This is a genomic window from Entomohabitans teleogrylli (assembly GCF_001484765.1).
In the GTDB taxonomy this organism is placed as follows: Bacteria; Pseudomonadota; Gammaproteobacteria; order Enterobacterales; family Enterobacteriaceae; genus Entomohabitans; species Entomohabitans teleogrylli.
Genome location: NZ_LLXO01000032.1, coordinates 12198 through 33259, shown reverse-complemented (window position 1 = coordinate 33259; position 21062 = coordinate 12198). Strand labels below are relative to the sequence as shown.

Sequence of the window (21062 nt, the reverse complement as noted above, 5' to 3'; positions counted from 1 at the left end):
TCCTTGTTGTCAGCGGGCGATACGGGCTTCCAGATCCTGCATTTCATCCGTGAAGTTTCTGCAGGCCAGTTCATACACCGCATCGTGGATATCGGCCCCCTCGTCCTTGCGTTTTTTGATGAACTCAAAGTCTTTCCCGCTGGACGAATACATGGCCCGGCTGAGCGGATCGACAAACAGGCGGTGCCAGGAAGTGTGCGCCTCCACCTGCAGCATGAATGAGCTGAACCACTGGTCTTTTGCTGAGCCGAAGCTGTTAATCATGTCCCGCTGCATCGGGGTGAACTGGTCCGGGTACAGCTGGTTATATTTGGCGAATTCTTTCGCTGACTGCTTGAGGATGATCTTGTACGACGAGTTCCCCCAGGCGGCCCTTGCCGCACTGGAGGCGGTCGGCGAGTCAAAATCCACGATGTTCTGGGTAATGGTGATGTACGACCCGAGATGCCGGCGTGCGGTCCGGTAGCCTTTTTCGATGAAGGTCCCGACTTTTTCGTTTTTGAAATCCAGCAGTCGCCAGCCCTCATCGATCACGTTGAGTTTCTTCAGGCTGCGCGGAGACTGGTACATCCGGTTCTCGATATAGATGATGAGCGAGAACATTACCGCGACCAGAAGAGACGGCCGGGATTCGAGTCCACCCAGTTCCAGGACCACCATCCGGGCATCATCGTGAAGGGACGGTTCATCAGAGTTGAAGTAGCTGCCGTAAATCCCGTTCACCGTGTACTGGTCCAGCAGGATAATCATTTCATCCAGGCGGCTGCGGATAGTCGGCGAATCAGCATATTCCTCGCTGTCTTTCGCCGCCTGGAGAAAACTGACCACGTCATCGATTCGGGCCCGGTTACGCTTGCTCAGCCAGGCGGACTGAACTGCCTGGAGCAACAGGCCTTCGTGCACCTCATCCAGGTTGCCGTTCGGGCTGGCCATCACCGACAGCTGGTCACGGATACGTTCGGCAGACAGGTCGAAGTTGGCGTCATCCAGAATGTTCGCGAACGGGTTGAATTTCAGCGAGTCTCCGTCGAGGTAAACGCCACCCATATTTTCGCAGAGGGACTTATAGCCATCGCCCATGTCGAACACCCAGGCAAATCCCCCGGAATCGAGCACGCTGCGAATAAGGGGCTGAATCAGACCGGTTTTTCCCGCCCCGGAGGTCCCGCAGACCGCCATGTTAAAGTTGGTATTGTTCATGCCCTCGTAGAACAGATCGATAAAGGCCAGCTGATTACGGTAAGTGGGCGCCAGCAGCCCTGCCGGTGCCAGCGGGCCATCCGCGACCACAGGGAGCAGGTTGGCCACGTTAAAACTTTCTGCCCGTTTAACGACGCCGGCGGCCTGGAGTTCTTTGAACAGGCCCTCACCGCATTTGAACGGCAGCATGGCCAGATAGTTGCGCAGATGGTGATAACGGGCCGGTAATAATTCGAAGCCCCCTTTCCGGTAGCTGTTCAGGATTTCCTGCTCAGTGGCCAGTGCGGCTTCCGGATTATCCACGGTGTATGCCGTGATATTAAAAAAATAGCTGACCAGAGAGGACTGGTTAGTCGCGAGACGCTGGCGGATATCGCCCCACTCCTGCACTTCCTTTTCCACGGACGGGAAATATTTTGCATAGGAGGTTTTGCTTTTTTTCTCCAGATCAAGGTACTTGAGGTTGGCCTCATTCTGGGTCTTCACCTGGTCCTCCACCATCAGGGTCAGCGTGATAACAAACGGGCAGGAGATGGAGAGCTCGGGGTTCAGCAGATTCGCGTAGTTATCGGCACTGGTCCAGAGAAAGGCGATTTCCGGGTCCCGTTCCAGATGAAAGTTCGTCACGCGCGTGACCTTCTCTTTCCCCTTGCGGTCCAGCAGGCCAATTTTCAGGTGATTCGCGGTCACCTGCATATCAAAGGAATCATCGACGCACTGATAATTCAGGTCCTGATACGGATCCAGCTTATAGGGTCTGGAATACATTTCTTCGGGGTCCGGGTTAACCATCTCGCGGACCATATCGACCAGCTCCTGAGCGTTCATCACACGCGTCGGGATCTGCGCACCCTGAAGGGAGGCCCGGATAATTTTGACATGGTTTTCCAGCTCAATAATCTGCGCTTTCGAGTTCTTCTTCCGGGGGACACAGCAGGAGATAAACACCCGGTAATTTCGCAGCGTGAGGGGTAAATCCATCCCGGGGGGCAGGGAGAACTGCGTTTCTGCTGCCCGGAGATAATAGGCCCGGGTAATGGCGTTGAATTTTTCAGCCTCTTTCCCGCTCCAGCTGAATTCCCGCAGCCCATATTCAATGTCGTCACCGACCAGTTTGCTGGAGACCAGATTCACCGTCACAGGGACATTACGCGGGAGTTTTGTGCGTAACAGGTTTTCCAGAGACGACACGATATGGGTATTTGCGCCGGGCAACGGTCGGGCCTCAAAAATAAAACCCACTGTTCTGGTATTAAAAAAAAGCCCGGTGCCAGAGTCATAATCTTTATAGGGCAAAACCCGGCTGAACTGAGGGTAGTTCATGCTGCCCATCACATGATTGGCTTTAGCAGCTTCGTCGGGCAATTTAAGGGCAGAGACAAGCGTATTCACGGCCTGCGCGACGGTATCCATGATGTTATTACTCATGCGAGCATTCCTTAATGAGTGAATTGATTTAATACCGGATATTTGAATGGGCGAACCACAGTGTTATCGGGGTGAGTTTCCGCAAATGCGTTCTTTATTTTCCCGGGGCAATATTATTCAGCGCCTGAAGTTGTTTATCTTTCTCGTGACATTTAGCGGTCATTAATAACTGTTCTTCAGTCGCTGTACTGTTATCTCTGTAATCATCGTAAACAAGATAACCCAGCAAAAAGAGTGGAAAGGCCCAGCTAACAATGTTTTTAACCATGCTCGCGACGTTTATTTTCATTTTTTATTCGCCTGATACAATTCCCACTGACTGATATAAGCATAATACTGAGACACAGGCACATTAATGATGATGCCGGCACAGTCCAGTTTATTAACCGAATCAGTAAACGTGCCTGTCGGAATGTTTGCCTCGAGCAACTTACAGTCGTTATTCCAGTGTCTGCCGGCTTCCAGCTCCTCCATCGTAAATGAGTGAATGGAGAGGACGAGCATTCCACAAAACCCAGCTATTGCAACAAACCCACTATATATAAATGTATTACCTCTGTTAACGCGTAGATTGAATTTTTGAGGGATGGCCACCATGGCCAGTGCGATGACCGTTCCAGTAGCAAAGAAAAGCAGACATATTCCAATAAGCCAGTCAATATTATTCCCCGCAAGGTAGTAAGCTCTCATCGCCTTCCTCCGCTCAGCGTTTCCATCACACTATTCAAAGGCTCACGCGTTTTAACCTCAATGCACTCCCCTGTGTTATTTCCGTAGCCTCTGCCTCCGCGCGCTTCGACTGCCCGCAGCATCTTCAGGCAGACATCCGTATTGGGCATGGGTGTGAGGTTCCAGATCCCGCCACCGCTACTCGGCGTCATCAGCACCAGAAAAATAAAGGTATGCATACCTTACTGTCTCCACTTATAAATTAGCGGCCGAATAGTTCTTCGATTAACTCTGCGATGGGTGTTATTCGCTTATTGCCATTAATCACACGGTCATAATCATCCTTGCTGACATTTTCGATAACATCACCACACTGAAGCCGGTTTTGTGCGGGAGAAAACAAACCTTTATCAATATTCGTTTCCAGCAACCGGCAGTCATTTTTCCAGTGCTGCTGCTGTTGCGCCTGAGAGACCTCATGACTGACCGTATTAAAAAACAGGACATAGATTCCAATAACGAAGCACAGGGCGATGACCCATTTTAACGCTTCATTCATACCCCCTCCCTCTTCGTTTTTCTTCCTGTTCGGCTGACTGCGCGATTCTTTCGACATACCACATCGTGAGTTTTAACTCGAACGCCCTGAAAACCAGCCAGACGAGCGAAGGAATAAAAACGACCGAAATCAAAAAAAACAAAGACACGTTATCAACCCAAAAAATTAAAACAGATATGAGTATCAGCGAGATGAGTATCATAAACTGCTTCAGCAAGTCATAGCACAGGACAAAAACTTCAATCTTTTTTTGATATTGATTCTGCTCCCTGGACACATTTATTCCTCGTTCAAAAAAAAGTTAATACATTCCTTCCACACATCATTTTTAGCACTTGCATTTATAATTAATCCTTGACCGTATTTGATACCTTATCCCTCTGTACTTAACAGACCTCCTTATACCAGAGCCTGAACATGATAAAAAAGGTGTCAGTAGAGAAAGCGTCGCCGGTAACTTCGGACAGGGTTTCAACTGAAATCACCTGAATATTCTTGTTTTCAATCCATTCATTCATTTTACGGACGCAGTCAAACTCCCCATCGCCAGATGTTTTTTTATCTTTTCTAAAATCCTGAAACTTAATCATAAAAAACGGCTCCATTCTTCATAAATTTTCAGAACCCAATCGCGAGGTATAAAGCACGCTACCGCCCATCCCTTTCAACGCGCAGGGCACTCGTTTTAAATACCGTGATCATCAGGTTTCACAGCGCCATTAATGGCGCTGGTTCTCAGTGAATACGTGGCTGTCCCCACGCCGAGGGCGTGACGACAAATAAAACCGTTGTCGGCTGGTGATAGACGTCATCAGAATCGATATAGGGCGCCACCCATAACGATGCGGTCTGCTCTCCTTTCCGTAAGGGCCGGGGATAATCCCCCGGCAGCGTCACGGGAGAGCGGAATGTTATCTGATTCACCGGCGTCACTGAGGAGCCCGTCGTTCCCGGACGGGTAACGAGGGGCTGACGCGCCGGCGCACTCAGCATGCCAGCCGTCGTGGAGGCCGGGACAGCAGTGGTCACCGTTCCGGTGGCAGAGAGCGCGGGTTGTGGCGGCAACGGATAAGATGACGAGGTTCTGAAATGACCTTCAGCCAGTCGTGGCAATCCGGCCGCAACCGGCTTTGCAGAGGCGCTTTCCTCCCGGGCTTTTGCTTTTTCATTGGCCTGCTCCATCGTCATACAGGTATCCGATGTTGTGGCATTACATTCAAATTCCGTCTCTGTGCCCGCGCATCCGGTTAAGAGCAAAGCGCTGCACAGAGGAATTAACAGCATTAATTCCTTCATAATATTTCCCGTATTTAATCAGCTATTTTTCAGGTTCATCCTGAATGTATTTGTCTTAACGGACCGGGAATATTTCCCGGTGCTTTCAGCCCTGATTTTCTTCCTGAGACGCCTCACCAGGTGAGAACTGACGCGGGTCCAGCTTACCCAGCTTCTTCAGCATCTCGTCAGTGTTAAACCCGTTCAGGTTGCTGCCTGACTGTTGCGCTTCAGGCTGCGCTACCTGCTCCTGGCTCTGCGCCTGTTGTTGCCCGTTCTTTTCGGCCTCCAGCTCCTCGATGGTTTTCAGCTGGAAACCGTCCTGGAACACCACCGTCACTTCATTGCCGGCACCAATCGGGATCACGGGGTGATACTGCTCGGCGCGTTTGATGTAATACTCGCTCAGCGTCTGCGCCGCTTTGGATGCACCACCACCAATCCCCATCTTGAACACATCCCCGGCACCAACTGACGCCGTAGCGCCGAGACCCACGGACGGTTGTGACGCCCGCTCCATCCCCTGACCAATTCCGTCAACAAACCCGGCGCCCCATGCCCAGCCGAGAATTTTGCCGTTACGCATGACCACTTCGCCTTTCACGCCGTTCTTGCCCATGAAAGAGATGTGCCCGGCTATCGGCTGGTCGATGGTCTTGTCGCCTTTGATGCAGCTGATGTTCCGGGTGCGGACGATGGCACGCTCGCTGGAGACATCCCCCCAGGCTTCGAGACCGACAAAGCATCCGGTCAGGTCATAGGTTTTGCTGTTGGGCATTTCCACGTGTCCGATAAGACGCACCTGCATCGGCACCGTGGATTCGTTACCCGTGACAGAAGCATTCGCATCTGCCCCTTCAATCAGGATGCTTTTGGCGAAACTGCCGGACGGAATGTAAGGCAGTTCCCGGCCTTTTTTGCCCTTGTTGTAGCTGAACGTTTTACGCTGTATCTGGTTCGGTACCGGCACAGGCTGATAGGTGACTTGCGGAGGCGGTACGGTACCGATGCCCGGATAGAATGACGTGGGGGGCGGCACGGCACCGCCGGACTGCGGCGGATAGTTGACTGGCGCAGGCTCCCCTTCCGGCCCGGGTGGCGGTGACGACGGCGACGGCGCAGGCTCGCCGCCAGTGACGGCAGGTTTCACGCCCAGGGCTTTCAGCTGCTCCTGCATCGCCGCATTTTCATTGCTGAGCTGATCGATACGTATCTGATCGGCGGTACGCGCCTTACTCAGCAAATCCACTTCTCCCTGCAGGGAGGCGAAGCGTTTGTTCAGGTCAGCGGCTGTCGCCTGCATTTCAGTGGTTGCGTGTTGCTCCACTTTCGCATTGAAATTGCTGTCAACGACGCCGGTCATGTCAGGGGCGGGTTCCCCCTGAACCGGGGCTTCCTCATCAGAGCTCAGGTTCAGTTCTGAAAGATACATCCCTCCGCCAATGGCCGCGGTGCCGCCGACCAGAATAAGTCCCAGCCAGATGTACTGTTTACGTTTAATCAGAGTGTTGAAGTTTGCCATCAGCGCGCCCCTCCGGAATCTGACGTGGTGATCCAGACGTGCATACGTCCCCCTCCGGTCAGCAGACCTGCCGGGGTGCTGAGCATGACAGCGCGTGTTCCGGGCTGCCAGAAGTCACTTTCCCGCACCAGACGGGGGGAAAATGTCATGTTCTCCAGGCTGAAACGGACCACCTTCAGATGATGCCCGGTCCAGACCTTTTCCGCCGTCGCACGCAGACCGGCAGGTACCTGGAGCGTTTCTGACGTCACCGGCACACTCTGGTATTCATCAGGCATCCCGCCCTGGCGAACGGCACGGTTCAGGGAAACAAGAATACTTTCGTACGGATTTGACTCTTCCCACGCTTTGGCCGGGCCAGGTGTGCCCGTCAGTTCCGTGACCAGCTGGATAGTTCTGCCGACACCGGCACGGGGGACGGCATGGATTGAAAAATTCAGACCCCGTTCGGTCTCCACAATAAACGTGAACGGCTTTTTGCTGACCGTGGCCAGAATCGCGCCACCGCTGTCAGTCTGTTCCTGATTGGTCAGGCCACCATCGAGACTGTTAATCGCGGTAATGCGATCTCCGGGCACGGTAAAAAGATTGGGATCGGTGTTACTGACAGCAATGTTTGCCTGTCCGCCATTGGCCAGCGGCACAACCGTCGGGACCAGTGTCCCGTTCTGGGTGGCAGATATCGCAGGTGCCGCGAAACACAGGCAGCCTGAAATAAATAACGAGTTAATCTTTTTCACTCTTTATTTCTCCAAAACGCGACAGCCAGCTGACACCTTCAACCCGGTTGAACTGCAGAACATAACTTTTAATTTCACTGTAGGGTTTCGAGTCACCAATCCATGTTTTCAACTCACCGCGAATATCGACACGATTTTCGGCCGGATAGGCGCGGATAAACGTCATATAAAAGGTGGCGTTAACATTGTTTTCTTTTATGCGCTTCGCATCTTCAGCCAGCTGGATCTTAAGATTGTTCTGCGAGGCGGGTAATACATACCGGAGCAGCTGCTGATGCTGGGCATCAACCGTTTCCGGTGTGACATTCAGGCGTAATGCAATAAAGCTGAGCCCCAATTGCTCGATATAAGAGGCATCTGCCTGATTCTGTGAGACAGCAAATGGCGCACCATACAGCATCGGTGTGACCGCCACTTTCTGTTCTGTCTGAAGGCGGTAGTTATTAATACCCTGGATAATATTGGTGGTCAGACTGAGGATAAAAAGCGTCCCCAGACAGATAAATCCCACGGCAATAACACGCGTGGTATCTTGCCTGGCGCCATGTTCCATATGTTATTTCCCCGTTGAGTTATTTAATCCATTGCCGGAAACAGGACTCCGGGACATCATGAAAAAAACCTTTAAGAAGCGAGGTCGGCAGATACCAGTAAATCAGGTCGCGTAGCCAGGAACTGCCCCGCCCTTTCTTTAGCTTTTTGATACCCCAGAAAACCAGTGCCGCTGCGGCCATACCAAATAAGAACTTACTGGTCCAGAAACCCCAGCCGAGGCATATCACGGCCGGGATAAGTTCATCGAGATATAAACCAAACCAGCGGCTCTGGTTAGTCAGTGTTTCCGGGAAACGGTATTTTTTTAATTCGTCTCCCGTCATCACTTATTGCCTTTTAGTAACCAGCGACAGTCATACCCACGCTGATAAATACGGAAAGAATGGCGAAGCCCACCAGGAACTTGACGTTCTTGGTCATCATATACATGATGCCGCCCGCGATAACTTCCGCCAGTACCACCCACTTGACCACGCTGGATGACTTACCGAAGGTCCCCTTGACCGTGGTGTCACCGGACTTCATCAGGTCAGTCGCGGTGGTGGTGGCCATCGCAACATCCGGGAAGAAGGCCCCCACAGCGGCAACAGGCAGCACAGCTTTCGTCATTTTCAGCACTTTCTTTTTGTTGAAAACGCGGGACAGAAAAGACGGTTTATTTTTTTCAGAGACAGCAACGCCCTGAACACTTGCAACAGCATTCATATTTATTTCCTTTAAAAAGAATGATTGATATATAAAAATGATGTATGAATTATGGTTTAAATTACTGTTCACCTCCTGGCACGGTAAGCTCTGAGTTATAAAAATCCGGGAATCGTTCAAGATGATCTTTCAGTCTCAAATAAGCCTCAGATGTTTTACTTCTTCTGCTTCTGTCCTTTGCTTTAATGAGTCGACGATTAGTCTCCTCATCCAGTTTCAGAAGTACATTTTTCCCTGGCGCAGGTCGTGCGTTACTCCTCATCGCTTTTTCCAATCGACCTCCAAAATAAGATTACCAACTCTTAAAAAAGTTTACATTTGCCGAGTTAAAAGTAAACAAATTAAGAAGGTGTTTTGAGTAAATTATTTTCACAATCACGCGCACTAAAAGTGCGCGTGATTTACATAATTTTAACACTTGCCAGATAGAATTTTGATTACGTTAAAAGCAAGCCGACTATAATTCTGTGTATTTAAAATTAATATCCCCAAGCTGTCCCTGCTAATCAAAAAACAATCGCTTTTAATTTTTCTTATTAATTTCTTTACCTGGTCTTCAGTTAAATTCGTCGAACCTGAAATTTTTGATATCGTAAATCCATAAGCATATAAGTTAAAAACCCTCCAGAAATCCAAACCCACTTTTTTTCTCAAAGAAAAGATATCATCAATATATATAGAAGCTCGACTACTTTCGCCCTCCAGAGGTAAAGAAATCACGGATTCTGAAAAGAAAACCCATCTAACTAATTTAACTCCATTTATAGAAACGCATTCAATAAATATGTTTAGCAAACAGTTCATTGATTTAACCCCCTTAAAAATATACGGCCCCTCCCCTGAAAAAGAATTAATTTCAGCGTTAAATAACTCTATCCGAATATCAATTGGTATAGACGAAAACCAGAATTTTAGTTCATTGTCATTTAGAATATTTTTCTCAAATAGCGGGCTCACATACATTAACTCGCCATGAGCATCACGTATAAAGCAGTGACTTGATGAGATGGAGAGAAAATCATCAAGATGACTGATGATTTCCGATTGACTGTACACTATGATTTGACTACGATCCTTCGCACACATAGGCGCCTCCATATAAGGTATCTATGGATAGTTGGTGTAGAGAGGGTCAAGCTCTCTACACCAATGTTTCTCAAATTTTAAACTGCCACTAAATTATAAAACTCCCCCCTTACAATGTCACCCATTAATACCAGATCTTTATTCTGAATATTCACTACCAAAAAGAACAATCAGTCACAAATTAAAAGAAAAACCAAAAACATCAAATATCATTTAAGAACGTGGAAAAATTCTTATATTACTCACTATCAGAATCTTCGACCTCTTGAAAGAATTGAAGCAGAACCTCCTGCACATCATCCCGTATATTTTCAATTAACCCTGACCATTCCCATCGAGGATTACCCGAGACATGAGGACTCAGACATTCAATGCCCAGAATTTTATTTACCGTAAATTGTGTTTTCACTACGCTTTCCAGCAATGCTCTATTGAATGCCATCTGGTTAAATCCGGATTCTTTACGTTCCATTTGTGCTTCGTAAACTCGAAGACCTAACTCAAGCAACATTGAGGCTATACTGGAAAAACTGACATCTTTTTCCTTTGCTCCTTCAGCTCTTCTTTTTTCCACAATGGCATTTATTTTTTCAGACATTTCATCACTGACATAAGCCTGGACTTTTGCCACTTCGAACTCCTTATAAAAATGAGACGGTTTGTTTTAATACGGCCTGGCATATCTACCTTATCTGACAACGAATCGAATCGTGAATCGACTCTGATTTTATATTAATCCTCCGCAATTCACAGGACAAATCACACCACGAATTGAATTTAGAGTCAATTCACATCAACCATCTGATTTTAATATTGTGATTTAAAAACAATTCAATAATGAATCATTCATGAATTGCCATTGATTCGTAGATGATTCACTTATATATAACCTTATATTAAATAAAATAATATAACTAAGGTTAACTTACTGTTTCTGAATGCTAATCTGCAAAATTTTAATTTTGCGTGGGGTGTGGTGATTTTGTGGTGAGGAGTGCATATTTGTTGAGTATCGTTCTGGTCTGGGTTAACGTAATTACAGGAATCGGCCCGGAGGGAATCTCTTGAGAAAAAAACTGGCGTTTGCTGCCCTGTTATTAATATCCACGCCTGCATGGGCCACGGATTGTTTTGATATGGCAGGACGGGATTATCGAATAGATCCGGATCTGCTCCGGGCTATTTCATGGCAGGAATCAAAATGGGTTGTGGATGCTATCGGCAAAAATCCAGGTACGGGCTACGGTGCCGGACTGATGCAAATCGATTCGCAGCATCACGCTCAACTGTCGCAGTTCGGTATTAAACCGGAACAGCTGCTGACAGATGCCTGCCTGAACATTTACACGGGTGCTTATTATCTGGCACTGTCATTTAAGAAATGGGGAGTCAGCTGGGAGGCGGTGGGTGCCTATAATGCGGGATTCCGCAGAACGGACAGGCAGGCCCAGCGACGTCTGGAGTATGCAAGAAAGATTGAAGCTATCTACCGGGCCATCAAGGCAAATAAAAATGCCGGACAATCCCGGCCTGTGAAAAACTAAAGACCTCCTCCATGAGGTCTTTTTTTCAGGTATATGATTAGTCTATCGCCCGCCAGATTAAATGCCGTTCTGGATGATGAATAATACTGAGATAATCTTTCAGCGCATCCTGACGGGAAACCAGATGCTTACAGACGCGGGCATATTCCGGCCCCATATCCGCCACCTGCCATGACAGCCAGTTCATAATCATCAGCGTGGCAATAATTCCTGCTGCATCGGCGCTGACTTCACCTTCAAAATAATTTCCGGGGATGTGCATCCTGTAACGCTGCTCACCTTCTGGTGCAATATAGCCGGTCTGGGTGGTGATAAACTGGATGCGGCCGGGGGTAATATTTCCGCCGACACCCTGCGGAATAATCCAGTAAGACCAGAATCCGCCATCGTAATCGGAATGCTGGCGTAACCAGCTCGCGACCATATTCTCCGCAGACGGGGTAAAAAAGAGTGCCGGGATAAAATCCAGACGCTCATCGCCATCGGTAACGGCATAACGCAGATATTTGTCAGTTTTAAATTGTTCGTCTGATTCACGAGTGGCGGTGTTGACGTTAATTGTGTGCATGCTGGTTAACTCCTTCGCGGTTTATTAAATCGTTCGACTTCATCACTGAGCGGCAAAGGGCAATTAGCAGCCGACGGGGAGTAAATAAAGGGGCGCGAAGCGTTTATATACCCCTTTATTTTCGCCACGGCTGATGCTAAAAGCCGCCCTCCGCGAAAAGATGATGACGGGCGATATAGCGCGGGGCTGAGCATACACACAACCCGGAACGTCGATTCGGTCTTCATCGAATTCACGTTCCGGCCATCAGAGTGGCGGGTATTTATCGCCACGGTGAAAGCGGCGCATCCTGATAAGGATGCAGCAAGCGCGTTTTTGAATTTGCGTCAGGATGGAAGCCCGAAGGGCAGAGACAGCTTGCTGGCTCTGTTCACGACAGCCGTGTCCCGTCCGGGACGACGCCCGGACCACTGTTTATTATTTTCAGTGCAAAGGATAAATACCGTAAGAGATAAACAGCAGGATGCCGGATGAAATATAACAGGGACAAACAAATATTAATGAAGAGACAAGCCCGCGACGGAATAATACAGGCGGCGCGTAGCGCAGCCGGTATTATCCGGCACCGCAGGTGCGCGGCCTTTTTTCCGCAGTCGGGCAGGTTATCCCCTGCCCCTCCGGTTATTTATGCAGCCTGCTTTATCCCGCGCATAAAGTCCCGCATCGCCCTGAACCGGTTCAGGTCAGCCAGCCTCTTTTCAAAGTCATTGAGATAGTACACGGGAGTGTATCTTACCCGCCGGAACTGCATTGTCAGGGTGTTGCCCGTGACCACTTCGGCGGCAATTCCCAGCAGAGACAGCTGGATGAAAGCCATATCTGCCGCCACCGGATCGATATCGATGCAGCTGCCGAACATATGCATGGAAGGGTTGATATCGGCCTCAAGCAGGCACTCCGCATACGCAATCAGCATCCCGGCGGCACCACAGGCCGGGTCGCTGACCGTGGCTATCCCTTCACGGCGGACAGTGTCCCTGATGCCCGGCATCAGCATCCGCGCCATCAGGCACTGGACCGAATAAGGGGTAAAGTACTGCCCGCGAAAGCTATCGCCCAGCTCAAGCTCCATGAAAATGGCGCCGAGGAAATCATGAAACTTCGCCTCCAGTGCGCACACCATCATGCAGAACATCTCCTGCATGTTCGCAATATCTGACGCCTCATAACGCGCGCAGATTTTCCGGCAGTGCTCCATGCTTTCAGGCGCGCTTATCCGGGCCATATCCAGCTCACTGGCAGCCAGTGACAGAAAATCACTGAACACCTCCCAGCGTCCCAGATGGCGGCCCGTGTCTTTAAACACGCGGATAAACCGGCTCCGGCTGTGCTGCTCACTCATCAAACGCTGAACAGAAGGCACCACTTCCGCGACCTGAGTCCTCACCTGAACGACCGGGGGATTGTCTGCGGTTTCTCTGGCCATGTTGAACACATCGGCAAAACTCAGCTGTGACATACAATTATCTCCGCTGTTGCCGCCCCTTTCGGAGCGGCTCACCTTATCAGTTACATGCGCGTTTGAGTTCAAGCGTGCGAAGTACCTGCCCGAAGGCGATGTTGTTCATCGCCGGGATATGGACGCCGCGCCCCTTGCGAATGCTGCGGGCAATATGCCGTCCGAAGGCTTTCAGCGCCGGGTCTATCTCCCGCGCGGCGATGTCATCGCGCAGAATGCGCTGGTGACGGCGGGGCTTTACAGCCTCAGTGGAAGGTGAAAGAATAGAAAGGTTCATATGTACCTCGTAAGTTAATTTGAACAGCCGTATCAATCGTTCCAGCGACTTTTACGGCGTGGATGAAGCAGGGTTTTCCCTGCTTTTTTCATTTCTGCTCCGGGTTAAATCCCTCCTTAATGCGCGTTTTAATCTGCGCATGGCTCAGGTTGCACACATCCCGCAGCCGGAAATATCTGGCTCCGCAGCGGGCATAAATCTCTGTCACGTCACCGCAGACCATCTCCTGCAGCATGAACGTTTCCCAGACACCGTTATCACTTGTTGACCAGTTAAGCGGGAACATCAGGCCCAGCGCGTCGTGGAAGGCGTGAACGTCGATTTCAGCGGGCGCTTTCACCGCCGCTTTCTGGCGACTCAGCCAGTATTCGCGCTCGGCTTCGGCGGTGATCTGCATTCCCGGACGGGCTGAAGATTCGGTGATGTATAAGTGCATGGTTTTCTCCTTCGGGTTAAGGGATGACAGCAACATGCCGCCACCCGTGTTTGTCTACTCGTTTGCCGCCAGTTCACTCATCAGCACATCACGGGCTTCCTCCGCGTGTTTTTCTTCCGCCAGCGTCAGGATGTAGCCACGTTTTGCCGCCGCGCCCATGAACGCCGGGCGGTCTTTCAGCGGCAGCGCGTCCAGATAATCCAGCGCATCGCTCAGCACTCGCGCCTGATACAGCTCGTAATGCAGCCCGCAGCAGCGCCCTGCCTCTTTCTCGATGCGCGCAAGCACCACATCAGCGCGGATAACATCGAACGGGTTAGCGGTGTGGATATTGCGCACAAAACCATCAGTACGCAGAACGGACGATATGTGGACGTTGCGGGTATTCATGAATTTCTCCCTTTTTCTGACTTTGAGGCTTTAAAACCCTCACCCGTTGAGTTGCCGGGCCGCGGTTTTGACGTTTTGCGGGGACCTGCTGCTCTGCTCCGCTGGTTGTTACCTTCATCCGTTTGAGAGCCGTTCGCCGCAAGGGCGTAAACGAGCACCGGCGATGGCAGATGTCCAGGGCGCGGTTTACCGCGTGCCATTTACCCTGGACGGCTGACAGCGACTGTGCTTGTCTCAGCCCCGGCGAAAGGACTCAAAGGGGTGAAACGGCACCAGGTAAGGAAAGAGCAGGAACCCGCCGCAATGCCGGAGAAGCGGCAGCGAAAACGGCGTTGCCCCTTACAGCCCGGCGTCAGTTTGCCGGGGTGCGAAAAGCGCAGGTGACGGCGCGTAAAAGGGCGGCGCATCCTGACAAGGATGCTGCAAGCCTGCCGTTGACGTCAGACATCAGACACTAGCCGGCAGGCCCGAAACCGCCTGGCGGGTTCGGCGGAGCTTACCGCATCCTTTCGCGGTTAGCGGAGTGTGGCTCGACGACCGGACGCGCAGCGGTCGGGAGCCGAAGGGGTCCCCGGGTCTGGCCTGTCAGAAAGAAAAAGCAGAAGAGAGAATGAAACAGGAGAGGATATCAGCTGAACCGTCAGAGTCAGCCCGAAACAGGGATACCTGTCCTGTGACAAAGTGGCCATGGCGGCGCGTCAGCGCAGCCCTGCCACGCGCCGCAGGCGGGTTTTCGGCGGACTCTCAGACAGTGACGGGGGAGCAAGTCCCCCGCCAGTGCATCAGACCACCGGCGGCAGCGCCCCCGGATAGTGCCGCGCGATAATGTCGTTCACCTTCTCCACCAGGTCGGGCCGGGTAAAGGTGACGTGTGCGGAGCCTTTTTTGTATGTGCGTACCGTAAAATACTCGCAGGTAAACACCTCGCCCACACTCGCCGCGCCGCCCTGACTGATAAACGCGCTCAGGTTCGCCCCCTCGGAGACGCGATTGTCGGGGATGTTCTTTCCGTCGAGGATCCAGAACGGGCGGGCGAGGTCATCTATCCGGTTCTGTGCATACGTGCGCACGGAAAAATACAGCCCGCGATGATTATCCAGGACGCCATCAATGATGATGCGTTTGCCGAGAAAGCGCGGATTGTTGGTTTTGTAGTCCCAGGACAGATTTCGGAACACGTCGATCACGCCCTGCTCAAACGTTTCTCCCTTGCTGGCGTTCAGTGCCCGGAACGTAGTGATCACGTTGTCCAGCGTAATTTCGGGACAGTCGTCACTGTACAACTGCGTGTCCCATTCCTTACGCTGCGCCTCGCTCATCAGCGTAAACATGCCCGTGTCATTCATCAGGCGCGTCCAGATGTCGCGATCTGCATAACGGCAGATGCTGCGTTTTAAGGCGGCTTCCCGCGTGGTGCTGCGGTCGGCTGACAGGCTGCGTTCGATGATTTCGGTCATGCCGGAGATCCAGCCGCGTCCGGATGCGTCAAAAATGAGTTTCTGCGCGTCACGTAGCAGCCTTATCGCCTCCAGAAACGCCGTCACGCCGCTGTTTCGCTGCGCCACAATGCGCTCGACGGGCAAAGACGGGATGACCTCTCCCGCGCCGCTGTGGGGGGTAATGTCGACGCTGACAGCCTGTGTGCTGGTGTGATTCATGATGTCCTCCTTCTGCTGTTGCCGCCCCTTTCGGAGCGGCTCACCTGGTTAGTTAAATGCGCGTGTCAGTTCGAGGGTGCGGAGCACCTGACCAAAATCGGCGTTTTTCATCGCGGGGATGTGGACACCGCGCCCCTTGCGAACAGATTTCGCAATGTGCCGCCCGAAGGCCCTGAGCGCGGGGTCTATCTCCGGCGCGGGAATATCGACGCGGGGGATACGGGAATGACGGCGGGGCTTTACAGCCTCTGCGGAAGGTGGAAGAATGACAGGTGTCATTTAGGTGACTCCTTTATAGTTAGTTAGTCGATAGCCGCAAAAGTCGTTACAGCGATTTCTGCGGCATGGATGAAGCAGGGTTATCCCTGCTTTTTTCATTTCTACGTTCTGCTTCTTCTGCCTCCTTTTTTACTTTGTCGGTAATGTCTTCGGGATCGCCCAGAAACCAGCCCTGAACAGGTTTGTAACGCTCAATAAACGCCTTAATCGCGCCCTTTCCGGTCATGGCATTCACGCGGGTAAACATCGGAATAACGCCTTTTACGTCGAGTCCGCTAAACGTGATCTGATAAACACGCATCGCCCGTGTCTGCATTTTTTCCTCCTGATTTTTAAAGAACATCACCCGTTGAGTTTCGGGAGCCGCGACCTTTCATCGCGGGGGACCTGCCGGTTTGTTCCGGGTTGTGAACCTCACCCGTTTGAGAACCTTCGCCGCAACGGGAAAGAACAGACACGGGCCGGTGCAGATGTCCGGTACGGAGGCGACATTATTTGTCGGGTTTTCGGCAAAAAATGTCGCCGGAGAGCTTCAGCGGTACTGGACAGCCAGGCGGTTTGTGGCGGGATATTCCCGGGCGAAGGGGCTTAAACGGTGAAAGGCGCACGGAACACCAGGGCAGGCACCCCGGCAACGACGGGTCGCGGCAGGCGAAACGGCGTTGCCCCTTACAGCCCGGTGGTCGTTGTTTTTCGCCGGGATGCAGGGAGCGCAGGCCACGGCGCGACAGAGGCGGCGCATCCTGTCAGGATGCTGCAAGCCTGCCGTTGACGTCAGACATCAGACACTAGCCGGCAGGCCCGAAACCGCCTGGCGGGTTCGGCGGAGCTTACCGCATCCTTTCGCGGTTAGCGGAGTGTGGCTCGACGACCGGACGCGCAGCGGTCGGGAGCCGAAGGGGTCAGCGGGTCAGGCCAGTCAGAAAGAGACGGAAGAAGAGAGAACGCTGCAGGAGAAGATAATCAACCTGTCAGAAAGCAGTATTAAAGAGGCAGAAGATTTAAGGGCGATAATACAGTGACAGGATAAAGAGGAGCGCGTCAGCGCCCCTCTCTTTATCCGGCGTTGTGCTTTTTTCTTTCAGACGTTGCAGGCTCCACATCGATGCGCGCCTGAACCGGGCCTCACCCGATTCAGGTCTGAGATTTTCCCCGGAAATAGTCTGGTCGCCTCTCAAGCTCCCGCTCAATCAGTTCCTCAGCAAACAGGGGCGCCATCCTGTTGACCCGACGCTCAAGATTCCTTCGACGCGCAGCCGCTTTCCGCTCATCGCTCCAGCGCCTGACCTGCCGCTCATCGGGAAAATCCACGCACACCGCATACCCGGCACCCGCCACCCATAGCGACATAATGGATTCGGGCGCAGGCTGTCCGGCTTCCACCAGTTCGGATGCCAGTTCATGCGGACCAGGACACAGTGATGGTAATTTCCAGCGCAGGGAGTAACGCCACTTCATCCGCGCCTCCGGTCTGTCAGCTTGTTCGGCACCTGCCAGCGCTCTGCCTGACGCACAGCCTCCGGGGTGTCACGCACAATGAAGCCAATTTCATGGATAACCCCGTACAGCGGCTCACCAGCGTCACGCAGCCAGTCCAGGGGGGCCAGCGAGGTAAACCGCGACCGCCAGTGCCAGAAAGCAGGCTCCAGCTCGCGCGCGTCAAACTCTTCGGCCCACCGGCGGTACCAGCTGCTGACCGTCTCCGGGGACTGAAAGTTCAGCTCCGTGACGGCCTGCCCCAGCAGGTTCTGCCGCAGCCGCCAGTGATGCGCCAGCGTCCGTTCCTCCCGGCGCATTCTGCGGGTGAACGCGATGTTTCTACGCTGCAACCGGCGCTCTGTCCGGGTGTGCAGCACCTCCGGGAACAGTTCAGCCTGGACATCCACCGGCAGCGGCAGCGGGCAGCACTCCCCTTGGCTGGCAATCAGTTCATCAAGCGCCTCCTCCACCTGTTTGAGGCTGCTCAGACGATGCTTCGGGTTCCAGTTGAGGCCGGGAATACGCTGCGCCACGGTCGTGTTCATGCGGCTGTTCCCGGTCAGCAGACGCAGGAAGGTGCGCACGTGCGGCATGGCGGGCAGACGCGCACCGTGACGGCGGGATTCCTCCACCGACAGGACCGCCTGCAGCGCCGCCTGTCGGGCCGGTTTCAGGGTCACCAGAGACGTTGTTGATGTGTTCACTGTGCGCCCTCCATTGCCAGCACGCTGATAATACTGGCCTGACTGTAGCCATCGACATCAAGCCGTGCGGTCAGACTGAGTGTGTGCGAAATCACCTCCGGCGACCAGACTGGCAGTGTGCTGACCACAGAGAACGGACGACCGCTGGCGGGGACAAACACCACCATCCAGGCCGGGGAGATATCGCCGGGACTGCACACGGCGAGATGAAAGTTACCGTGAGAGGGCGTGAAGCGGATCTGTACCGGAAAAAAGCCCCCGAACTCGCTGCGGTACTCCCCGTTCATGTCCCAGTTATCCGGGCAGTTCAGGTCACGCATCACGGCATGGGTCAGTTCGCGGCGCAAATCCTCCCCTCCCTCGCGCCAGTCTTCGTATTCCTGTGGGATCATGGTTTTCAGTACATCGGGGGTAATAACATTGCGCATCATAGTCTCCTTATCGCCGCCCCGCAGGGCGGCGTCTCCGTGATCAGGCAGCGTGGGAAGTCGATTCGTCAGTGTCAGGCGTGGTGTTTGCTTCTTCCGGCGTTGCAGCATCCGGGGACTGCATCCATCCCGGCACCCAGCGGGTCCCGGAGAGCCACTGTTCGGCGTGACTGGCGGCATCGCCCTTCTTCATTTTTTCGGCATCCGAGGCGGCCCCGGTCAGTCCGGCATCCTTCAGCGCCGCCACAATCTGATTTTTGCTGAGTAACCCGAGGAAGTTATCCGCCGTTGGCTGCCACCAGTCACGGAGATGGAACCCGAGCGCCGCCTCGACACCGTCGAGATCACTGCGGCGGGTATGTCCGTGTTCACGGGTCTGGACACCATCCACCGAACAGGCAGTACAGAAGGCCATCAGCGACATGAGCGTCTGTCCGTCGAGGCCGATGAACGTGGTGAAGTCTTTACGCCATCCTTCCGGCAGCAGGGCTTCCAGCCGGGCTTTCTCCTGCATCAGCGCCAGCCATGCCTGACCTTCCTGTCCGGTCGGGGCTTCGCTGGTCAGGCCGCTGTGGTGGACTTCGAGGCGCAATACAAACGGGTGCCGGGTGGTGGTGCAGTAGTCGAACACGCAACTGCACAGCCGCCAGACCATCAGGGCCACAGCTTTGTGTGGCTGCCTGACCAGTTCCGCCTGTACCGCCAGCGTTCTCTCAGACGACATTTTTTTCAGGAGCGGTACGCTGATACCCTCTGCCACATCCGGGGTACTGCTGGCGACCACATGGATGGAAGCCTGAGAGACGGGACTTTCCTGCCCGACAGCGACCACCTCCTGCACTTTCTTCTGCACACCGCGCTGGATACGAAGCTCGCCGTCACTCAGACTGACCACCACGCCACAGGCCGCTTTCTGCTCCGGCGTCCATGCCCGGATCGATGCCGCCTCTTCAATCTCGTCAATCAGCACCTGAATCGCGGCTTCATCCTCAAATGTTTCCGTAGCGTCCTGCGTGGCGTACAGTTCATCGAGACGCTGCTGTTCGTCAGCGCTGAGTTCGCCCTCCGGCTCCGGCAGAACCAGATAATGCTCCCGGTCGTCACCGTAGTTTCTGACCGCCCCTTCCCGTGCCAGTGACCATGCCCAGCCCTCCTGCATTTCAATCGCCAGCGCGGCGGACTCCATTTTTTCCTGCACCAGACGCCCGACCAGCACCCCGTCTGCCGTTCCGTCGCCCTCCTGAGCGCTGAACAGGTCCTCGCGCACTTCGCCCCCGGCGGCCTCATACGCTTCGCGCCCGACAAACATAAAGCGGGCGTCGCGAACCGATATTTCGGTGTCCGTGATGGCGCGTTTCAGCAGATGGGCCGGAGCGTTGCTGTATGAAGCCTTCACCTGCTCATATACCTGTATCTGACGCGCCGGGTCACTTTCCAGACTCAGGGCCTGACACTGCTCCACATCGAGCGTGTTTTCTGCCAGCAGGACAATCAGTTCCGGGGCAAGATTTGCCAGCTTCAGCATGCGCTGGACGTGGCGCGAACTGTACCCCAGCTGGTCACCAATCTGTGCCGGGGTCTTCCCCTGCTCAGACAACGTGCGGAAACCGCTGATTTGTTCTGCCGGGTGCATCGCCACCCGGTTGTTGTTCTCGACCATCGAAGCCACAACCGCCAGTTCGTCGCTGACGCGCTTCACGATGACCTGATGCCCGGCATCGATGCGCTGCTCGCGCTGTAAAAGTTGCAGGGCCGCCAGACGACGACCGCCCGCCGCGACGCCCGACAGGCCATCAGGCAGGGTATGAACCACCAGATTCTGAATGAGGCCGATCGCAAGAATGGAGTCAGCCATTTCCCGGACACTCTCCGGCGGATACGGGATAGTGCGGACGTTCAGCGGGGATTTGACCAGCGCCGACAGCGGCACCATCTCAATCTGTGCAGCCTCAAGCGCGGCTTTCAGGGCGGCGGCTTCAGCAGGTTTCACTGCTTTTTTGCTGGTTTTTGCGGGGGTTTTTGCTTTAAACTCGGTCACTGACATAATTGATACCTCTCTGATATTGATGACTGTCTGCCGGACAGCCCGTACTGTCCGGCA

Annotated in this window: 28 protein-coding genes; 1 reads left to right on the top strand and 27 read right to left on the bottom strand. The window is 53.2% G+C overall.

Annotated features, from left to right (window positions below):
• Positions 1-9 precede the first annotated feature (9 nt).
• The 15 genes from traC to traM form a co-directional block, all read right to left on the bottom strand.
• A complete protein-coding gene (traC, locus tag AQ981_RS22975) occupies positions 10-2628 on the bottom strand; it encodes a type IV secretion system protein TraC (RefSeq protein WP_058914092.1) in 2619 nt (872 codons plus the stop codon).
• Positions 2629-2722: 94 nt separating this feature from the next.
• The gene (locus AQ981_RS22970) at positions 2723-2917 is read right to left on the bottom strand and encodes a hypothetical protein (protein WP_058914091.1); all 195 of its coding nucleotides are present in this window, start codon (positions 2915-2917) and stop codon (positions 2723-2725) included.
• Entirely contained in the window at positions 2914-3318 is a 405-nt protein-coding gene (locus AQ981_RS28255; RefSeq protein WP_058914090.1) for a hypothetical protein, read from the bottom strand. The genes AQ981_RS22970 and AQ981_RS28255 overlap by 4 nt, the downstream gene beginning before the upstream one ends.
• Positions 3315-3536 (bottom strand): hypothetical protein, encoded by a 222-nt coding sequence (locus tag AQ981_RS27905; protein WP_058914089.1) that lies wholly within the window; start codon positions 3534-3536, stop codon positions 3315-3317. Before AQ981_RS27905 ends, AQ981_RS28255 begins: the two co-directional genes overlap by 4 nt.
• Before the next feature lie 23 nt (positions 3537-3559).
• The gene (locus tag AQ981_RS22955) at positions 3560-3856 is read right to left on the bottom strand and encodes a hypothetical protein (protein WP_058914088.1); all 297 of its coding nucleotides are present in this window, start codon (positions 3854-3856) and stop codon (positions 3560-3562) included.
• A gap of 386 nt (positions 3857-4242) precedes the next feature.
• The gene (locus AQ981_RS22945) at positions 4243-4446 is read right to left on the bottom strand and encodes a hypothetical protein (protein WP_058914118.1); all 204 of its coding nucleotides are present in this window, start codon (positions 4444-4446) and stop codon (positions 4243-4245) included.
• 145 nt (positions 4447-4591) lie between these two features.
• Positions 4592-5152 (bottom strand): type IV conjugative transfer system lipoprotein TraV, encoded by a 561-nt coding sequence (gene traV / locus AQ981_RS26450; RefSeq protein WP_071608996.1) that lies wholly within the window; start codon positions 5150-5152, stop codon positions 4592-4594.
• A gap of 85 nt (positions 5153-5237) precedes the next feature.
• Entirely contained in the window at positions 5238-6653 is a 1416-nt protein-coding gene (gene traB, locus AQ981_RS22940) for an F-type conjugal transfer pilus assembly protein TraB (RefSeq protein WP_058914086.1), read from the bottom strand.
• Positions 6653-7393, bottom strand: a complete 741-nt coding sequence (gene traK / locus AQ981_RS22935; RefSeq protein WP_058914085.1) for a type-F conjugative transfer system secretin TraK — start codon at positions 7391-7393, stop codon at positions 6653-6655. Before traK ends, traB begins: the two co-directional genes overlap by 1 nt.
• Complete coding sequence (traE, locus tag AQ981_RS22930; RefSeq protein ID WP_058914084.1) at positions 7380-7946, bottom strand: type IV conjugative transfer system protein TraE; 567 nt, start codon at positions 7944-7946, stop codon at positions 7380-7382. Before traE ends, traK begins: the two co-directional genes overlap by 14 nt.
• Positions 7947-7965: 19 nt before the next feature.
• Positions 7966-8271, bottom strand: a complete 306-nt coding sequence (gene traL / locus AQ981_RS22925) for a type IV conjugative transfer system protein TraL (protein WP_058914083.1) — start codon at positions 8269-8271, stop codon at positions 7966-7968.
• Between the two features lie 13 nt (positions 8272-8284).
• Positions 8285-8653 (bottom strand): type IV conjugative transfer system pilin TraA, encoded by a 369-nt coding sequence (traA, locus tag AQ981_RS22920; RefSeq protein ID WP_058914082.1) that lies wholly within the window; start codon positions 8651-8653, stop codon positions 8285-8287.
• A 61-nt stretch (positions 8654-8714) separates the two neighbouring features.
• Positions 8715-8873, bottom strand: a complete 159-nt coding sequence (locus tag AQ981_RS26445; protein WP_420809789.1) for a TraY domain-containing protein — start codon at positions 8871-8873, stop codon at positions 8715-8717.
• A gap of 191 nt (positions 8874-9064) precedes the next feature.
• Positions 9065-9739: a hypothetical protein gene (locus AQ981_RS22915; RefSeq protein WP_058914081.1), complete on the bottom strand. Its 675-nt coding sequence runs from the start codon at positions 9737-9739 to the stop codon at positions 9065-9067.
• 238 nt (positions 9740-9977) lie between these two features.
• Entirely contained in the window at positions 9978-10370 is a 393-nt protein-coding gene (gene traM / locus AQ981_RS22910) for a conjugal transfer relaxosome DNA-binding protein TraM (RefSeq protein ID WP_058914080.1), read from the bottom strand.
• A 433-nt stretch (positions 10371-10803) separates the two neighbouring features.
• Between traM and AQ981_RS22905 the strand changes: the two genes are divergently transcribed.
• Positions 10804-11283, top strand: coding sequence for a transglycosylase SLT domain-containing protein (locus AQ981_RS22905; protein WP_058914079.1), 480 nt, complete (start codon positions 10804-10806; stop codon positions 11281-11283).
• Between the two features lie 37 nt (positions 11284-11320).
• On the opposite strand, the gene AQ981_RS22900 is transcribed toward AQ981_RS22905, so the two are convergent.
• The 12 genes from AQ981_RS22900 to AQ981_RS22840 all read right to left on the bottom strand — a co-directional run bounded on the left by AQ981_RS22900 (position 11321) and on the right by AQ981_RS22840 (position 21005).
• Positions 11321-11851 carry an antirestriction protein gene (locus tag AQ981_RS22900; RefSeq protein WP_058914078.1) on the bottom strand — a complete coding sequence of 177 codons (531 nt, stop codon included), beginning with the start codon at positions 11849-11851 and terminating at the stop codon, positions 11321-11323.
• Positions 11852-12476: 625 nt separating this feature from the next.
• Positions 12477-13310 carry an N-6 DNA methylase gene (locus AQ981_RS22895; RefSeq protein WP_058914077.1) on the bottom strand — a complete coding sequence of 278 codons (834 nt, stop codon included), beginning with the start codon at positions 13308-13310 and terminating at the stop codon, positions 12477-12479.
• 46 nt (positions 13311-13356) lie between these two features.
• Positions 13357-13587, bottom strand: a complete 231-nt coding sequence (locus AQ981_RS22890) for a CCDC81 family HU domain 1-containing protein (protein ID WP_058914117.1) — start codon at positions 13585-13587, stop codon at positions 13357-13359.
• An 88-nt stretch (positions 13588-13675) separates the two neighbouring features.
• Positions 13676-14023: a hypothetical protein gene (locus AQ981_RS22885; RefSeq protein WP_058914076.1), complete on the bottom strand. Its 348-nt coding sequence runs from the start codon at positions 14021-14023 to the stop codon at positions 13676-13678.
• A 54-nt stretch (positions 14024-14077) separates the two neighbouring features.
• Positions 14078-14413 carry a hypothetical protein gene (locus AQ981_RS22880; protein ID WP_058914075.1) on the bottom strand — a complete coding sequence of 112 codons (336 nt, stop codon included), beginning with the start codon at positions 14411-14413 and terminating at the stop codon, positions 14078-14080.
• A gap of 782 nt (positions 14414-15195) precedes the next feature.
• On the bottom strand, positions 15196-16071 hold the full coding sequence (locus AQ981_RS22875; protein WP_058914074.1) for a DUF4942 domain-containing protein: 876 nt from the start codon (positions 16069-16071) through the stop codon (positions 15196-15198).
• Positions 16072-16119: 48 nt separating this feature from the next.
• On the bottom strand, positions 16120-16350 hold the full coding sequence (locus AQ981_RS22870) for a CCDC81 family HU domain 1-containing protein (RefSeq protein WP_058914073.1): 231 nt from the start codon (positions 16348-16350) through the stop codon (positions 16120-16122).
• A 46-nt stretch (positions 16351-16396) separates the two neighbouring features.
• Positions 16397-16666 (bottom strand): hypothetical protein, encoded by a 270-nt coding sequence (locus tag AQ981_RS22865; protein ID WP_058914116.1) that lies wholly within the window; start codon positions 16664-16666, stop codon positions 16397-16399.
• A gap of 818 nt (positions 16667-17484) precedes the next feature.
• Complete coding sequence (locus tag AQ981_RS22855; protein WP_058914072.1) at positions 17485-17808, bottom strand: hypothetical protein; 324 nt, start codon at positions 17806-17808, stop codon at positions 17485-17487.
• Positions 17805-18533 (bottom strand): plasmid SOS inhibition protein A, encoded by a 729-nt coding sequence (locus AQ981_RS22850; RefSeq protein WP_058914071.1) that lies wholly within the window; start codon positions 18531-18533, stop codon positions 17805-17807. The genes AQ981_RS22855 and AQ981_RS22850 overlap by 4 nt, the downstream gene beginning before the upstream one ends.
• A complete protein-coding gene (psiB, locus tag AQ981_RS22845; RefSeq protein WP_121500717.1) occupies positions 18530-18964 on the bottom strand; it encodes a conjugation system SOS inhibitor PsiB in 435 nt (144 codons plus the stop codon). Before psiB ends, AQ981_RS22850 begins: the two co-directional genes overlap by 4 nt.
• A gap of 40 nt (positions 18965-19004) precedes the next feature.
• Positions 19005-21005, bottom strand: a complete 2001-nt coding sequence (locus tag AQ981_RS22840; RefSeq protein ID WP_058914069.1) for a ParB/RepB/Spo0J family partition protein — start codon at positions 21003-21005, stop codon at positions 19005-19007.
• Positions 21006-21062: the final 57 nt, after the last annotated feature.

What these genes read in the sequence shown, in the direction of transcription:
- AQ981_RS22945 (WP_058914118.1), bottom strand. Translation starts at nt 4,446, where the DNA reads ATGATTAAGTTTCAGGATTTTAGAAAAGATAAAAAAACATCTGGCGAT.
- traL (WP_058914083.1), bottom strand. Translation starts at nt 8,271, where the DNA reads ATGACGGGAGACGAATTAAAAAAATACCGTTTCCCGGAAACACTGACT.
- AQ981_RS22870 (WP_058914073.1), bottom strand. Translation starts at nt 16,350, where the DNA reads ATGACACCTGTCATTCTTCCACCTTCCGCAGAGGCTGTAAAGCCCCGC.
- AQ981_RS22880 (WP_058914075.1), bottom strand. Translation starts at nt 14,413, where the DNA reads ATGAATACCCGCAACGTCCACATATCGTCCGTTCTGCGTACTGATGGT.
- traC (WP_058914092.1), bottom strand. Translation starts at nt 2,628, where the DNA reads ATGAGTAATAACATCATGGATACCGTCGCGCAGGCCGTGAATACGCTT.
- AQ981_RS28255 (WP_058914090.1), bottom strand. Translation starts at nt 3,318, where the DNA reads ATGAGAGCTTACTACCTTGCGGGGAATAATATTGACTGGCTTATTGGA.
- traB (WP_058914086.1), bottom strand. Translation starts at nt 6,653, where the DNA reads ATGGCAAACTTCAACACTCTGATTAAACGTAAACAGTACATCTGGCTG.
- AQ981_RS22970 (WP_058914091.1), bottom strand. Translation starts at nt 2,917, where the DNA reads ATGAAAATAAACGTCGCGAGCATGGTTAAAAACATTGTTAGCTGGGCC.
- AQ981_RS22895 (WP_058914077.1), bottom strand. Translation starts at nt 13,310, where the DNA reads ATGTCACAGCTGAGTTTTGCCGATGTGTTCAACATGGCCAGAGAAACC.
- traA (WP_058914082.1), bottom strand. Translation starts at nt 8,653, where the DNA reads ATGAATGCTGTTGCAAGTGTTCAGGGCGTTGCTGTCTCTGAAAAAAAT.
- AQ981_RS22875 (WP_058914074.1), bottom strand. Translation starts at nt 16,071, where the DNA reads ATGAATCACACCAGCACACAGGCTGTCAGCGTCGACATTACCCCCCAC.
- traE (WP_058914084.1), bottom strand. Translation starts at nt 7,946, where the DNA reads ATGGAACATGGCGCCAGGCAAGATACCACGCGTGTTATTGCCGTGGGA.
- AQ981_RS27905 (WP_058914089.1), bottom strand. Translation starts at nt 3,536, where the DNA reads ATGCATACCTTTATTTTTCTGGTGCTGATGACGCCGAGTAGCGGTGGC.
- AQ981_RS22955 (WP_058914088.1), bottom strand. Translation starts at nt 3,856, where the DNA reads ATGAATGAAGCGTTAAAATGGGTCATCGCCCTGTGCTTCGTTATTGGA.
- traV (WP_071608996.1), bottom strand. Translation starts at nt 5,152, where the DNA reads ATGAAGGAATTAATGCTGTTAATTCCTCTGTGCAGCGCTTTGCTCTTA.
- AQ981_RS22865 (WP_058914116.1), bottom strand. Translation starts at nt 16,666, where the DNA reads ATGCAGACACGGGCGATGCGTGTTTATCAGATCACGTTTAGCGGACTC.
- AQ981_RS22915 (WP_058914081.1), bottom strand. Translation starts at nt 9,739, where the DNA reads ATGTGTGCGAAGGATCGTAGTCAAATCATAGTGTACAGTCAATCGGAA.
- psiB (WP_121500717.1), bottom strand. Translation starts at nt 18,964, where the DNA reads ATGATGCGCAATGTTATTACCCCCGATGTACTGAAAACCATGATCCCA.
- AQ981_RS22855 (WP_058914072.1), bottom strand. Translation starts at nt 17,808, where the DNA reads ATGAAGTGGCGTTACTCCCTGCGCTGGAAATTACCATCACTGTGTCCT.
- AQ981_RS22890 (WP_058914117.1), bottom strand. Translation starts at nt 13,587, where the DNA reads ATGAACCTTTCTATTCTTTCACCTTCCACTGAGGCTGTAAAGCCCCGC.
- AQ981_RS22900 (WP_058914078.1), bottom strand. Translation starts at nt 11,851, where the DNA reads ATGCACACAATTAACGTCAACACCGCCACTCGTGAATCAGACGAACAA.
- AQ981_RS22840 (WP_058914069.1), bottom strand. Translation starts at nt 21,005, where the DNA reads ATGTCAGTGACCGAGTTTAAAGCAAAAACCCCCGCAAAAACCAGCAAA.
- AQ981_RS22885 (WP_058914076.1), bottom strand. Translation starts at nt 14,023, where the DNA reads ATGCACTTATACATCACCGAATCTTCAGCCCGTCCGGGAATGCAGATC.